The 12,816-nt window shown below is 66.2% G+C and carries 15 protein-coding genes; 4 read left to right on the top strand and 11 right to left on the bottom strand.

Features of this window, described 5'->3' with window-relative positions; all coding sequences use genetic code 11:
- Positions 1–91: 91 nt before the first annotated feature.
- Together EI545_RS16470 and EI545_RS16465 are read left to right on the top strand one after the other, a co-directional pair.
- Complete coding sequence (locus tag EI545_RS16470) at positions 92–1,240, top strand: hypothetical protein (protein WP_125326470.1); 1,149 nt, start codon at positions 92–94, stop codon at positions 1,238–1,240.
- Positions 1,240–2,082 carry a hypothetical protein gene (locus tag EI545_RS16465; protein WP_125326469.1) on the top strand — a complete coding sequence of 281 codons (843 nt, stop codon included), beginning with the start codon at positions 1,240–1,242 and terminating at the stop codon, positions 2,080–2,082. The genes EI545_RS16470 and EI545_RS16465 overlap by 1 nt, the downstream gene beginning before the upstream one ends.
- A 30-nt stretch (positions 2,083–2,112) precedes the next feature.
- Here EI545_RS16465 and EI545_RS16460 read toward each other — a convergent pair whose 3' ends face one another.
- On the bottom strand, positions 2,113–3,402 hold the full coding sequence (locus tag EI545_RS16460) for an O-acetylhomoserine aminocarboxypropyltransferase/cysteine synthase family protein (RefSeq protein WP_125326468.1): 1,290 nt from the start codon (positions 3,400–3,402) through the stop codon (positions 2,113–2,115).
- Between the two features lie 226 nt (positions 3,403–3,628).
- On the opposite strand from EI545_RS16460, the gene EI545_RS16455 reads away from it, so the two are divergent.
- Positions 3,629–4,042, top strand: coding sequence for a VOC family protein (locus EI545_RS16455; protein WP_125326467.1), 414 nt, complete (start codon positions 3,629–3,631; stop codon positions 4,040–4,042).
- On the opposite strand, the gene EI545_RS16450 is transcribed toward EI545_RS16455, so the two are convergent.
- From EI545_RS16450 to EI545_RS16440, 3 genes are all read right to left on the bottom strand, one after another.
- A complete protein-coding gene (locus EI545_RS16450; protein ID WP_125326466.1) occupies positions 4,039–4,338 on the bottom strand; it encodes a DUF1330 domain-containing protein in 300 nt (99 codons plus the stop codon). The two genes, EI545_RS16455 and EI545_RS16450, sit on opposite strands and share 4 nt — an antisense overlap.
- A 96-nt stretch (positions 4,339–4,434) precedes the next feature.
- Complete coding sequence (locus EI545_RS16445; protein WP_125326465.1) at positions 4,435–5,643, bottom strand: NAD(P)/FAD-dependent oxidoreductase; 1,209 nt, start codon at positions 5,641–5,643, stop codon at positions 4,435–4,437.
- Between the two features lie 58 nt (positions 5,644–5,701).
- Complete coding sequence (locus EI545_RS16440) at positions 5,702–6,844, bottom strand: alpha-D-ribose 1-methylphosphonate 5-triphosphate diphosphatase (protein WP_125326464.1); 1,143 nt, start codon at positions 6,842–6,844, stop codon at positions 5,702–5,704.
- A gap of 110 nt (positions 6,845–6,954) precedes the next feature.
- Between EI545_RS16440 and EI545_RS16435 the strand changes: the two genes are divergently transcribed.
- The gene (locus EI545_RS16435; protein WP_342776552.1) at positions 6,955–7,605 is read left to right on the top strand and encodes a DUF1045 domain-containing protein; all 651 of its coding nucleotides are present in this window, start codon (positions 6,955–6,957) and stop codon (positions 7,603–7,605) included.
- On the opposite strand, the gene phnN is transcribed toward EI545_RS16435, so the two are convergent.
- From phnN to phnG, 7 genes are read right to left on the bottom strand one after another with little or no spacing between them, the layout of a single operon-like run.
- A complete protein-coding gene (phnN, locus tag EI545_RS16430; protein WP_125326462.1) occupies positions 7,587–8,111 on the bottom strand; it encodes a phosphonate metabolism protein/1,5-bisphosphokinase (PRPP-forming) PhnN in 525 nt (174 codons plus the stop codon). The genes EI545_RS16435 and phnN overlap by 19 nt on opposite strands.
- A complete protein-coding gene (gene phnL, locus EI545_RS16425; protein ID WP_125326461.1) occupies positions 8,108–8,791 on the bottom strand; it encodes a phosphonate C-P lyase system protein PhnL in 684 nt (227 codons plus the stop codon). Before phnL ends, phnN begins: the two co-directional genes overlap by 4 nt.
- Positions 8,792–8,795: 4 nt before the next feature.
- Positions 8,796–9,596: a phosphonate C-P lyase system protein PhnK gene (gene phnK / locus EI545_RS16420; RefSeq protein ID WP_125326460.1), complete on the bottom strand. Its 801-nt coding sequence runs from the start codon at positions 9,594–9,596 to the stop codon at positions 8,796–8,798.
- Positions 9,593–10,468 (bottom strand): alpha-D-ribose 1-methylphosphonate 5-phosphate C-P-lyase PhnJ, encoded by an 876-nt coding sequence (locus tag EI545_RS16415; RefSeq protein WP_125326459.1) that lies wholly within the window; start codon positions 10,466–10,468, stop codon positions 9,593–9,595. The genes phnK and EI545_RS16415 overlap by 4 nt, the downstream gene beginning before the upstream one ends.
- Positions 10,465–11,664: a carbon-phosphorus lyase complex subunit gene (locus EI545_RS16410; RefSeq protein ID WP_125326458.1), complete on the bottom strand. Its 1,200-nt coding sequence runs from the start codon at positions 11,662–11,664 to the stop codon at positions 10,465–10,467. The genes EI545_RS16415 and EI545_RS16410 overlap by 4 nt, the downstream gene beginning before the upstream one ends.
- Positions 11,664–12,239, bottom strand: a complete 576-nt coding sequence (gene phnH, locus EI545_RS16405) for a phosphonate C-P lyase system protein PhnH (RefSeq protein WP_425471586.1) — start codon at positions 12,237–12,239, stop codon at positions 11,664–11,666. Before phnH ends, EI545_RS16410 begins: the two co-directional genes overlap by 1 nt.
- A complete protein-coding gene (gene phnG / locus EI545_RS16400) occupies positions 12,236–12,679 on the bottom strand; it encodes a phosphonate C-P lyase system protein PhnG (protein WP_125326457.1) in 444 nt (147 codons plus the stop codon). The genes phnH and phnG overlap by 4 nt, the downstream gene beginning before the upstream one ends.
- Positions 12,680–12,816: the final 137 nt, after the last annotated feature.

Genomic DNA, 12,816 nt, shown 5'->3' with positions numbered 1-12,816 from the left:
AAACCTTAACTGTTCCGCCGTTTCGGCCTGATTTTGCCCCAGTTGTGAATCAGACAGTCGGCCACGGTTCAACAAACGGGAGCGATCTGGAATGATGCGCGGTCTGATCAACGTCGTGATCATCGGCATCTTCCTGTTCGGGGGGATCGCTGTGGCGGTCCTCCGACCCACCGCGCTGGAAGGGGTGTTGCCGACAGCGGCGGTTGATTTTCTGAAAACCCTGAACGCGGGATCAGGCCTTGGCGCTGAACCGTCGCGCAAGGGCGACACGCCTGCCGATTTCCTGGACGATTCGCCAAGCGGGCTGCTGGCGATGGGTCCCATCGCCGCACATTCCGGCAATCTTCCCGTGTTCATCGCGGACGCAATCACCGGCTACAAGACCCAGGTCTCGGCCGACATCCCGGCTGAGATCACCACGATCCGGCCGATCCTTGGCTGCATCCCGACCCCGCCGCAGCCCGGCACGGTCGTCGGGCATGCCACTTCGGGGGCAAGTGACTTGCGGCTGGCCATGTCCACCTACAACGACACGCATCTGGCCTCGGCCGTGCAGGCCTTTGTTGACGCCTACCGCGCCGACGGCGAAGCCGCGACCGTCGAAGGCAGCGGCCCCGCTTATGAGGCTTATGACGTCGCAATCACCGAAACCGGCGCTCCGGTCTACCTTGTGCTGGAAAATCGTACCGGCAACCGGATCTGGAACCTGCATCTGGCGCCGGGTGCCCGGATCGAACGGGTCGTCCTCTTGGGCGGCGATCAGGCCGGGGTGGCGAACCTTGATCCGGTCGTCCCGGTCGAGGTCATCCTGAACGACGGTCTGGCCACCTGCGGCCTCCAGCCCGCCTATGCGCTGAATTCTGGCAATGAGGTTTTTCAAACCATGCAGAATGGCTCCGTGTCGGGCGACGAAGCTGAAATCCAGCTTGCCGAACTTCGCGCGGCGGTCGATGCCTATGACATCTGGTTCCGTGACAGTTTTGGCGTGATGGCCGGGCAAAGCCGGGTCGGTTTTGACAAGGGCACAGTGTCGGTGATCGGCCCCCTGCCGGATGCGACCAACCCGATGGCCGCCTATGCGCCCATCGCGGGGGCCCGGATTCGCACCACTCAGGACCAGTTCTTCGAGATCAGGGGTCAGGTGGCCGAAGGTCAGGACTTTGCCGCGCGCGTCCGGGCGATTGCCACAGGCTTTGCCTTCGGCGATCTTGCCGGACTGCGTCAGGGAGTGGACTTCTGATGTTGCGGCTTTTGATTGGCACCGGTCTGTTGCTGATGGCCTTGGGCTTTGGTGCCGCAGGCTGGCAATACTGGCAGGGCCTTCCCGCCGAAACGGCCACGCAGGAAGCAGACCCCGCCGCCGTGCCCGTAGCCGCACCCCAGCAAACATGGCTGGTCACTGCAACGGGCGGGCTTGTCCCACGCGAAACGGTCCTCGCCTATGTCACGCAAGACCGGTTTGTGCCCGGTCGGATTGCCACGATCGTGCGCACCGCCCCCCTGACCGACCTTCTGACCGAAGGTGAGACTTTGCCCGCCGCGCCCTACCTGCAGGTTTTCGCAGACATCCGCGCCCCCGCCTTGGCCGAAGACCTGTGCCCCGTCCTGCGGTCGCTGCTGGCTGAGGATTGCGCAGTCCATTCGGCGCGGGTCGTCGATGGCAGCGTTGACGCTGTCCGTGGCACGGCCCGGTTCCAGGTCGAACTTGCCTACACGCTGAAGCCCGACGTGGCCGACCTGCCCGATCCTGCGGCGCATGTGTTCGTAACCCGGACGATTGACCTTGGCGGCCCTGCCGTTACCGACGAGGCGGCGACCGAAGAGCAGGATGCCGCAACTGAAGAGCCTGCTCCAGCGGCCCCCATCCCCGACACCCCAGCGGCGGCCCTGACCACCTTGGTCGACGCTGCGCTGGCGGCTTGTGCAGACCCAGAGGCCGGACAGGCCTGCCGGGTGCTTGGCCTGTCGCTGGACTGGGAACCGGGCAGCCCTGCCCGCGGTCAGGCCCGGGTCAGCTGGCTTTCGCCCTTGCCCGAAGGCATGTTCCCCGCCCCGTCCTTGGACCCCGCGCCCGAGGGCTGATGCCCGAAGGCAGGCGCGGGATCGTTGAGTTCAGGCCGTGGCCTTGGCCAATGCCTGATCAAGGTCGGCGATGATATCCTCGACATTCTCGATCCCGATCGACACCCGCACCACATCCGGCGCGGCCCCGGCCTTGATCTGGGCCTCTTCCGACAGCTGCCGATGCGTGGTCGATGCGGAATGGATGATCAGGCTGCGCGTGTCACCCAGGTTTGCCACATGCGAGAACAGCTTCACGTTGTCGATCAGCTTGACGCAAGCCTCGTACCCGCCCTTGACGCTGAAGGTAAACAGCGCGCCGGGGCCCTTGGGCGTGATCTTCTGCGCAAGGTGATGGTAGGCCGAGGATTTGAGGCCGGGATAGGTCACCTTGCCAATCCGAGGGTCCTGCTCCAGCCATTCGGCGACGATCTGCGCATTCTCGACATGGCGCTGCATCCGCAGGGCCAGCGTTTCGATCCCCATCAGGGTGTAATGCGCGCCTTGCGGGTTCATCGTCATGCCAAGGTCACGCAGGCCAATGGCGATGGAGTGGAAGGTGAAGGCCATGTTCCCAAGCGTCGGGTGGAAGACAAGACCGTGGTAGGCAGGCTCGGGCTGGGACAGTGAGGGGAACTTGTCGGAGGCCGACCAGTTGAACTTGCCCGAATCCACCACGATCCCGCCGGTGACGGTGCCGTTGCCGGTCAGGTACTTGGTCGCCGAGTGGACGACCAGCGTCGCGCCGTGTTCGATCGGGCGGCAGAGGTAGGGGCTGGCGGTGGTGTTGTCGACGATCAGCGGGATGCCGGCCATGTCGGCGACACGGGCGATGGCATCAAGGTCCGAGATCGCACCGCCGGGGTTGCAGATCGTTTCGCAGAACAGGGCGCGGGTGTCGCCGTCGATGGCAGCCTCGATCGCTTTTGGGTCGTCGAAATCGACGAACTTGGCCGACCAGCCGAACTTGCGGATCGTGTTCGAAAACTGCTGGATCGTCCCGCCGTAGAGCCGGGTTGAGGCGACCACGTTGCGCCCCGGCGCCATGATCGGGAACAGCGCCATGATCTGCGCCGCGTGGCCCGAGGAGCAGGCGATCCCGCCCGCCCCGCCTTCCAGCGCCACAACCCGGTTCGCGAGGGCCGAGACGGTGGGGTTGGTCAGGCGCGAGTAGATATAGCCCACCTCTTGCAGGTTGAAGAGCTTGGCAGCGTGGTCGGCGTCGCGGAAGACGTAGGCGGTGGTCTGGTAGATCGGCACCTGCCGGGCCCCGGTGGCGGGGTCGGGGGCGGTGGCGGCGTGGATGCAAAGGGTATCGAAGCCCATTGGTCTGTCGGTCATGTGAACCTCCCTGATTTCGGGGGCGAGGTTAGGGGAGGATTGGGCCTGAGGCAACGGGGAGTGTCCCAGGCAGGGACGCGCGGTCAGAGATAAGGAAATCAATGGCTTGTACAGGACGATTCATAGAAATTTAATCTCCGCCCGCCCCCGGACGTGGGATGATCGTTGCCGCGGGCCCCGGCCTTGTGCATTGCTGTGCCAACCCCGCCCGCAAGGAGCCGCGCCGATGCTGACCCCGTTTCACCTGGCCTATCACGTCACCGACCTTGACGCCGCCCGCGCCTTTTATGGCGAGGTCCTTGGCTGCACCGAGGGGCGGAGCACCGAAACCTGGGTCGATTTCAACTTCTTCGGCCATCAGCTGAGCCTGCATCTGGGCGAGCCGTTCCAGACGACGAACACCGGCAAGGTCGGCGATCATATGGTTCCGATGCCGCACCTTGGTCTGGTGCTGCACTTGCCGGACTGGCAGGCGCTGGCAGACCGGCTGGTGCAGGCCGGGCTGGCCTTCGTGCTGCCCCCGTCCGTCCGCTTTGAAGGCCAGCCGGGCGAGCAATGGACGATGTTTTTCCGCGACCCCAGCGGCAACCCGATTGAGGTGAAGGGCTTTCGTGACCTTGGGGCGGTGTTCGCCGCCTAGACCATCCGGTCGAGCAAGCTGACCTCATAATGGCTGAAGGCGGCGGCCTTGACGCTGGACAGCGCAAGATAGGCGGGGCTTTCGAACACCTCGCGCACCGCAGCCTCGGACGGGTAGGAGACCAGCGAGACGTAGCGCGCCGGACCGTCGCCTGCCAGCACCCGCGCTACGGCATGGCGGCTGACCAGACGCGCGCCGGCAGATTCCATCAAGGGGCCGACCACGTCGAGATAGGTTTGCAGCGCGGCATCGCCGCCGGGGTGAAGGGTGGTCAGGGCAAGGACGGTCACGGCCATGGTCTTTCCTTTCAGCACAGCGCCCGGTTGTGCCGGTGCCCAAGCCGCGCGGCAAGGGCGGGTATTCCTGACGCGATGACCGGGACCGACAGAAGGTCAGATGATCGCGCCTTCCACCACGGCCTCACCGGAGGTGATGCGGTCATAATGGAAGGGCGACAGGTCAAGGGTCTGATAGCGACCGTGGACGATCCATTCAGCCGTGCCGCGCCCCATGGCGGGGGATTGTTGCAGGCCGTGGCCGGAAAAGCCGTTCAGGAACAGGAAGTTCTGCACGTCTGGATGCGGGCCGGTCACGGCGTTCTGGTCCAGCGTGTTGTAGTCGTAATGCCCGGTCCATTCGCTGATGATCTTCACCGCTTCGAACGCGGGGATGCGGGTGGCGATGGCGGGCCAGATCTTGTCTTCCCAGATACTCGAGTCCATCGCGAAGTCGTCGAAATCGGCTGCGGGATCGTGGTCGGCATGACCGCCGATCATGTAGGTGCCGCCCCCAACTTCACGCATGTGGACACCCGACGGGTCGATGGTCAGGGGCAAGGGCCGGTCAAGCGGCGTGGCGGCCTGGATGACCCAGGTAAAGCGCTTGCGGGGTTCGATGGGCAGGTCGATCCCGGCCATGGCAGCCGTACGCGCCCCGCGCGGGCCAGAGGCGTTGACGACCGTGCCGCAGGCGATCTGGCGACCGGAGGCGAGGGTGACGGTGGTCACCTTGCCGTCTGCAAGCGTCATGGCCTTGGCCTCATCCACCACATATTCCACCCCCGCTTCACGCGCCTTTCGGCGGAACCAGTCGAACATGGTGGAGCCGTCGAAATAGCCTTCGTCGCGGGTGTTGATCGAGCCAAGGGTCAGATCGTCGACGGCGTAGAAGGGGTATTCGGCCTTGATCTGATCCGGGGTCAGCAGGCGGGTTTCTGCGCCAAGGGCAATCTGCAAATGCTGGTTGGCGCGCAGCACGGCTGCAAAACCCGGGCTGTCGGCCAGATACATGTAGCCGAAGTTCTGGATCTTCAGCGGCGGGATCCGGTCATCGTCGCCCATATGGCGGCGCAGGTTCTGCACGAACTCGGCCCCAAACTGCGAGATGCGGATGTTGAGCTCGGTGGAAAACTGCTGGCGGATGCAGGAATTGGTGTGGGTGGTCCCGGCCTGCGCATAGGTCGGGTCGCGTTCCAGCACGAGGATGCGGCCGGTGAAGCCAAGGCGGGTCAGCCACCAGGCGGTGGAAGACCCCATGATCGCGCCGCCGATGATGACAACGTCATAGCTGTCGTGCTTCGGTTCCGCCTGAAAGCCTTGCATTCACTGCCCCCACCCATCGCATGGCAAGGGGTGTAGCCGAGTGCGTGGCGGCCTTCAATCAGCCGACGCGGTGACCTGCCACCCAGACCCCGCGCAGGGCGGCGGCGCGCCCGACGCGGGCGACGCGGATCACGTCGGCGCGCAGGCCCGGGCGCAAGGCACCCCGGTCGTCAAGCCCGGTGGCAGCGGCGGGCGCGGTGGTGACGGTGGCCACGCCGCGCGCGACGTCGCCCCAGAGATCGCCGAGGAACAGCGCGCCGGAAAGCAGGGAGGACGGGACGTAATCCGACGACAGGATGTCGAGGAGGCCCGCCTCGGCCAGTTCCTTGGCCGCGACGTTGCCGGAATGGCTGCCGCCGCGGATCAGGTTCGGGCCGCCCATCATCACCTTGATGCCGTGGGTGCGGCAGGCGGCGGCGGCCTCGGTCGTGGTGGGGAATTCGGCGAAGTGGACGCCGTGCTGGGCGCTGGTGGCGACCTGTTCGGCGGTCGTGTCGTCATGGCTGGCAAGGACGGCGCCATAACGGCGCGCCTCAACCACCACGGCGGCTTCGTGGGCGTCGCCCAGCCGGTCGCGCAGGGATTTCTGGGTGGTGACATGGTCGGCCCAGTCGGCCTCGGACAGGCCGTACTTGCCGGTGTAGTAGTCCTTGAGCTTGGAGATGTCGCGGAACTGGCGCTGGCCGGGGGTGTGGTCCATCAGGCTGACGATGCCGATCTGATCCTCGGGGCCGAATTTGGCCAGTTCTTCGACCAGCGTTTCGCTGCAAACCTCGGCCCGGAGGTGGAGGAAGTGGCTGATCTTCAGCGCGCCCTCGCGGCGGAGGTCAAGAATTTCGTCGGCCAGCGCACGGGCATATTCGCCGTAGTTGGTCTTGTTCGAGCTGACGATGGAGCCCACCCGAAGGGCGTCAAACACGGTGGTAATGCCGGTGCTGGCAAGCTCGGCGTCATGGGCGACGATGGCGGATTGGTGGGGCCAGGCGACCTTGGGGCGCGGCTCGATATGGCGTTCGAGGTTGTCGGTGTGGAGTTCGACAAGGCCGGGCATCACGAGGTCACCGTTGCAGTCCACCGCGCCGGCCGGGATGGTGCCGCCTTCGGTGATGTCGGCGATGCGGCCTTCGGCCAGGCGGAGGCTGCCGCGCAGGACTTCGCCTTCGAGGACCAGTGTGGCGTTGGCGAGGATGGTTTCCGTCATGGTGTTTCCTGTCTTGAAGTCGGGCTTGAGTTCCAGCCTTGGGCGGGGCTGACTGCCACAGACCTGTCACATGCGTGTGACACTGGGTCGTTACGCCGCGAGGCATGGAAATGAAACGCTACGCTGTCTATTTCGCGCCCCGACCGGGGGAATTCGCCGACCGGGCTGCGGGCTGGCTGTCGGGTGGGGTCGCCCTGCCCGGATTGCCACGGCCTGCCGCCGAGATCACGGGGGACCCGCGCCGCTATGGCTTTCACGGCACGCTGCGCGCGCCGTTCCGTCCGGCCGAGGGTATGGATCAACGCCGGATCGAGGGGACAGTGGGCGACCTTGCCAGACGCCTTGCCCCTGTCAGTTGCGAGGGGTTGCGGCTGGAGAACCTGCACGGGTTCCTGGCGCTGACACCGGTCGGCTGCGAGGCGGCGATGCTGGAGTTTGGCGCGATGGTGGTGGAGGGGACCGACACCCTGCGCGCGCCCCTGACCGAGGCGGAAATCGCGCGGCGTCGTCCGGAACGCCTGACCAGCCGCCAGCGGGCGCTCTTGCAGGTCTGGGGTTATCCGCATGTGATGGAGGAGTTCCGGTTTCACCTGACCCTCACCGACCGCCTGCCCGAGGCTGAGGTCGCACCGGTGATGGCGGCGCTGGACAGATACTTCACGCCGGTGCTGCCGCGTCCGTTCCTGATCGAGGATCTGTGCCTGTTCGGGGAAGATGACGCGGGGTTCCACTTGCTGCACCGCTATGCCTTGACCGGCTGAAGCGCTGCCAGAAGCCGGGCGATGCCGGTCTCCAGCGCGCCGTCATTCACCACCGTATCCGCAGTTATGCCTTCCGGCAGGGTGAACGCGGCGCGGGTCAGGCGTTGGGATATGTCGGCTTCGCTCTCGCGGCCACGGGCGGCGAGGCGGGCGGCGAGGATGTGGTCGGGGGCGGTGACCAGGATCACGCGGAGGTCGGGGAAGACCTTTGCGGCCTCGGGCAAGGCGGCGCGGCTGCCGTTGAAGATCACGTCGCCAGGGGCTTGGAGTAGCGCCTTGGGGATGCCGTAGCTTAGGCCATGTGCCTGCCAGTGCAGGGCGAAGTCGCCGTGCAGGAGACGCTCGTTGAACTCGGCCTCCGTCACGCCCTCAAAATCCTCGCCCCCTGCCGCTGACGGCCGGGTGATGACGCGGCGGATCAGGCGCAGGTCGGGGCGCTCTACCATCGCACCGGCGATCAGCGTGTCCTTGCCTGCGCCAGAGGGGCCGACGATTGCGAAGATCATGCGGCGGCCTTTGGGGTGAAGCCGGTCACATCCACCAGCCGGTCGCAGACCCGCTCGCGCGCGCCTTCGTCGTGGAAGATGCCAAGGATGGCAGCACCACGGGCCTTGGCCTCTTCGATCAGGGTCAGCACAACCTCACGGTTGGCCGCATCAAGGCTGGCGGTGGGTTCGTCCAGAAGGAGCGCGGGATAGGCATGCGCAAAGCCGCGCGCGATGTTCACGCGCTGCTGTTCGCCGCCCGAGAAGGTGGTGGGCGACAGGGGCCAGAGCCGTTCGGGGATGTTCAGGCGCTGCAGAAGGCTGGCCGCGCGGGCGCGGGCTTCCTCCAGCGGCGTGCCGAGGGAAAGGAGCGGTTCGGCCACGACGTCCAGCGTCGGCACACGGGGGACGACGCGCAGGAATTGGCTGACGTAGCCCAGCGTGTCACGCCGGAGCGCGATGATCTGGCGGGGTTCCGCAGTGGCGACGTCGGTGCCGCCCACCATGATGCTGCCCCCGGCGGCAAGGTAGTTGCCCCAGACCATGCGCATCAGGGTGGATTTGCCAGACCCGGACTGCCCGGTCAGGCCGACACATTCGCCCGGCTGGATGGAAAGGTGGGCCCCGGCCATGACCGGGATCACCGCGCTGCCCTGATTGTGCAGGGTGAAGGATTTCGACAGGTTTTCGATCCGGATCATGGGGTTACACCTGCAGGACGGAAGAGACGAGAAGTTGCGTATAGGCGTGCTGCGGATCGTCCAGCACCTGATCGGTCAGGCCCTGCTCCACCACGCGGCCGGATTTCATCACCATCAGACGGTGGGCCAGAAGCCGGACAACGGCAAGGTCATGCGTGACGATGATGACGCTAAGGCCAAGGTCGCGGACAAGGCCGCGCAGCAGGTCCAGAAGCCGGGCCTGCACAGAAACGTCCAGCCCGCCGGTGGGCTCGTCCATGAACACAAGGCGGGGCGAGGTGACAAGGTTGCGGGCGATCTGCAACCGCTGCTGCATCCCGCCGGAAAAGGCGCTGGGGCGGTCGTCGATGCGGTCGCCCGCAATTTCCACCCGGCCCAGCCAATCAGCGGCCTTGCCCCGAATCTCGCCATAGTGGCGGGCCCCGACGCCCATCAGACGCTCGCCCACGTTGCCACCGGCGCTGACGCCCATGCGAAGGCCGTCCCGCGGGTTTTGGTGGACATAGGCCCAGTCGGTGCGGCCAAGGCGGCGGCGTTCAGTCTCAGACATCGCGAGCACGTCGCGGCCGTCATAGGCAATGCGGCCAAGGTCGGCGCGCTGGTGACCGGCAAGGCAGGAGAGGAGCGTGGACTTGCCCGAGCCGCTTTCGCCAACGATGCCAAGGACTTCGCCGGGGTAGAGGTCAAAGCTGACGTCAAGGCAGCCGATGCGGGGGCCGTAGCGTTTGGTCAGGCCATCGACCTTGAGGAGCGGCTGGTCGGGGGCATGAATTTTCTGCGAAAATTCTTGGGGATGGAGGGTCATGCAGCGTCTCCCAGTCGGCCGACATGGCCCTTGGCCCGACGTCCGGCGCAAAAATCGGTGTCGGAGCAGACGAACATCCGCCCGCCCGCGTCATCGGTGATGACCTCGTCCAGATAGCTGTCCTTCGCGCCGCACAGGTCGCAGTCATGTGCGGCTTTGGAGGCGGTGAAGGGGTGGTCGTCGAAATCGAGGCTGACGACTTCGGTGTAGGGCGGGAGGGCGTAGATGCGCTGTTCGCGCCCTGCCCCGAACAGCTGGATCGCGGGGTTGGCGGTCAGCTTCGGATTGTCGAATTTCGGGATCGGCGAGGGGTCCATGACATAGCGCCCCTCGACCTTCACCGGATAGGCGTAGGCGGTGGCGATCTGGCCGTGGCGGGCGATGTCTTCGTAAAGCTTGACGTGCATCAGGCCGTATTCCTCAAGCTCATGCATCTTCCGCGTCTCGGTCTCACGCGGTTCAAGGAAGCGCAGGGGTTCGGGTATCGGGACTTGGTAGACAAGGATCTGGCCTTCGGTCAGCGGGGTTTCGGGGATCCGGTGGCGGGTCTGGATGACGGTGGCGTCCTCCGTCGCCTCGGTGGTGGCGACGCCGGCGGTGCGCTGGAAGAAGCGGCGGATCGAGACGGCGTTGGTCGTGTCATCGGCGCCTTGGTCGATGACCTTGAGTCGGTCTTCGGGCGTCAGGCAGGCGGCCGTGACCTGCACGCCGCCGGTGCCCCAGCCGTAGGGCATGGGCATTTCGCGGCTGGCGAAGGGGACCTGATAGCCGGGGACGGCGATGCCTTTCAGGATCGCGCGGCGGATCATCCGCTTGGTTTGTTCGTCAAGGTAGGCGAAGTTGTAATGCGTGGTGTCAGCGGTGGCGGTCATTCGGCGGCCTCTTGCATGGCTTGAGCCTCGGTCCGCAGGCGGCGGACCAGTTCCAGTTCGGCCTGGAAATCCACGTAGTGCGGCAGCTTGATGTGTTCGAGGAACCCGGTCGCCTGGATGTTGTCGCAGTGCATCAGGACAAATTCCTCATCCTGTGCGGGGGCGCCGGTGTTGTCTTCGCCAAGTTCCTCCCACCGCAGGGCGCGGTCGACGAGGGACATGGCGATGGCCTTGCGTTCTGACTGGCCGAAGACGAGGCCGTAGCCCCGGGTGAACTGTGGCGGCTCGGTGCGGGAGCCTTTGAACTGGTTCACCGTTTCACATTCGGTCAGCTCGATCTCGCCGATTTCGACGGCGAAGCCGAGTTCGGGGATCTCGACCTCTACCGGGACCGTGCCGATGCGCAACTCGCCCACGAAGGCGTGGGTGCGGCCGTAGCCGCGCTGGGTGCTGTAGGCCATGGAGAGGACAAAGCCTTCATCTCCCCGGGTCAGCGCCTGCAGGCGCAGGGGGCGGGCGGCGGGCAGTTCCATCGGCTCGCGCGTCAGGTCGGGAGGGGTGGTGTCTGAGGGCGGTGCAGTCTCGATCAGCCCGTCGCGGTTGAGGAAGCTGGTGACGTGTGGGACCCTGTGGGCTTGGATGCCGGGGGCAGCCCCCCCACCCCAGCCCTCCCCCACGAGGGGGGAGGGAGGCGCTTGGTCGGCAATCGTCGCTAGGCTGGATTGGCCGGGCACCTCCCCTCCCCCTTGAGAGGAGGGGATGGGGGTGGGGGACATGTCCGGGGAGGCCTCGGCCATCAGGGCGAAATCCAGCAGGCGGTGGGTGTAGTCGAAGGTCGGCCCCAGCACCTGCCCGCCTGGCAGGTCCTTGAAGGTCGCACTCACCCGGCGGTCCACGGCCATGGCACCCGTGTCCACGGGGGTGGAGGCGGCAAGGCGGGGCAGCGTGGTGCGGTAGGCGCGGATCAGGAACACCGCCTCGATCAGATCACCGCGCGATTGCTTGATCGCGAGGGCGGCGAGGTCGGGGTCGAACAGCGACCCCTCGGCCATCACCCGGTTCACGGCGAGGGCCATTTGTTCGCGGATCTGCGGGATGGACAGTTCGGGGACGGCGCGGTCACCGCGGCGCTCCTCGGCCAGCCAGGCATGGGCATTGTCGATGGCGCGTTCGCCACCCTTTACGGCGACATACATCAGATCTTCTCCACGCGGGTGGACCTTGGAAGGCCGGCAAGTTGCGCGCCGACGGTGAACAGGCAGTCGAAGCCCAGCGGGAACAGCGCCCGGTTCGCCCGGAAGGCGGCGGTTTCGGGCAGGTTCAGCCAGGTCGCCAGAGCAATGCCGGGGCCGGTCAGCGCCGGGCCGTGGTTGGTCAGGCGGTCAACCTCGACGATCAGGGTGGCGGAGCGGTCGGGGTAATCCGGCTGGCCGATCTTGAAGCGGGTGACAGGCTGCAGCGCATCCCATGTGCCAAGGGCGAAGGTTGCCTTTTCGGCTGCAACAAGTGGCGCGCCGATGTGGAAAGCGACCCAGTCGCGCACCGGCTGGCAATCGGCCTTGCCCGCAAGGTGCAGGGGCGTGGTCGGGTCGGTCAGGGTCAGCAGCGCCACGCCAGCGGCCAGCGACAGGGGTGCAGGTGGGGCCGCGCCAGCGACCGTGTGGATCGTGCCGGGACGGGCCATCGCCTCAAGGATCGCGCGGAAGGCGCGGGCGGACTGGGTGGGCGCGTCGGTGTAGCCGCCGGAAAGGGCATCAGCGTGCAGGGTCATGCGTTGTCCCCCCGGACCATGGTGAAGAATTCGACCTTCGTTGCGGCGGCCTTGGCGGCGCGGGCGGCCTTTGCTGCTGCCCCCTCGGCCTGCAGGGGGGCGATCACGGCGGCCAGCGTCGCCGGTGAAGCTGCAGTCTGCAGGAGCGCGTCGGCGACGGCGGCGCGGCGGGCATGGGCCTTGTCGCGGCCCTGCACCCAGGCATGGCCGACCGTGCCGCAGCCAAGGCGGACCGAGGTGCGGGTCACCGTCATCTCACCCAGATTGAAGGGCGCGCCGGTGGCCCCGGTGCGGCCCTGCACCATCACCGCCCCGACCTCGGGTGCGCGGAGGATGTCATGCGGCGGCAGATCAGGCATCAGGGCGGCCAGCCGGGCGGGCGGGGCCTTGGCGAGGGTGGCCATCCAGGCCTTGCGATCAGCAGGGGAAGGTGCGGTCATCGGGCTCTCGACATCTTTTCCGGGTTGTCTAGACGCCTAGACAACTATACAAATCATACGCGATCCGGACGGCGCGGCCAACCGGAGAGTTGTGAAATTTTGATGACGGGGGAAGCTCTTGGCCACAAAGGCACTTT

This window comes from Tabrizicola piscis, assembly GCF_003940805.1.
Classification (GTDB): domain Bacteria; phylum Pseudomonadota; class Alphaproteobacteria; order Rhodobacterales; family Rhodobacteraceae; genus Tabrizicola; species Tabrizicola piscis.
This window is presented reverse-complemented; position numbering and strand designations above follow the sequence as displayed.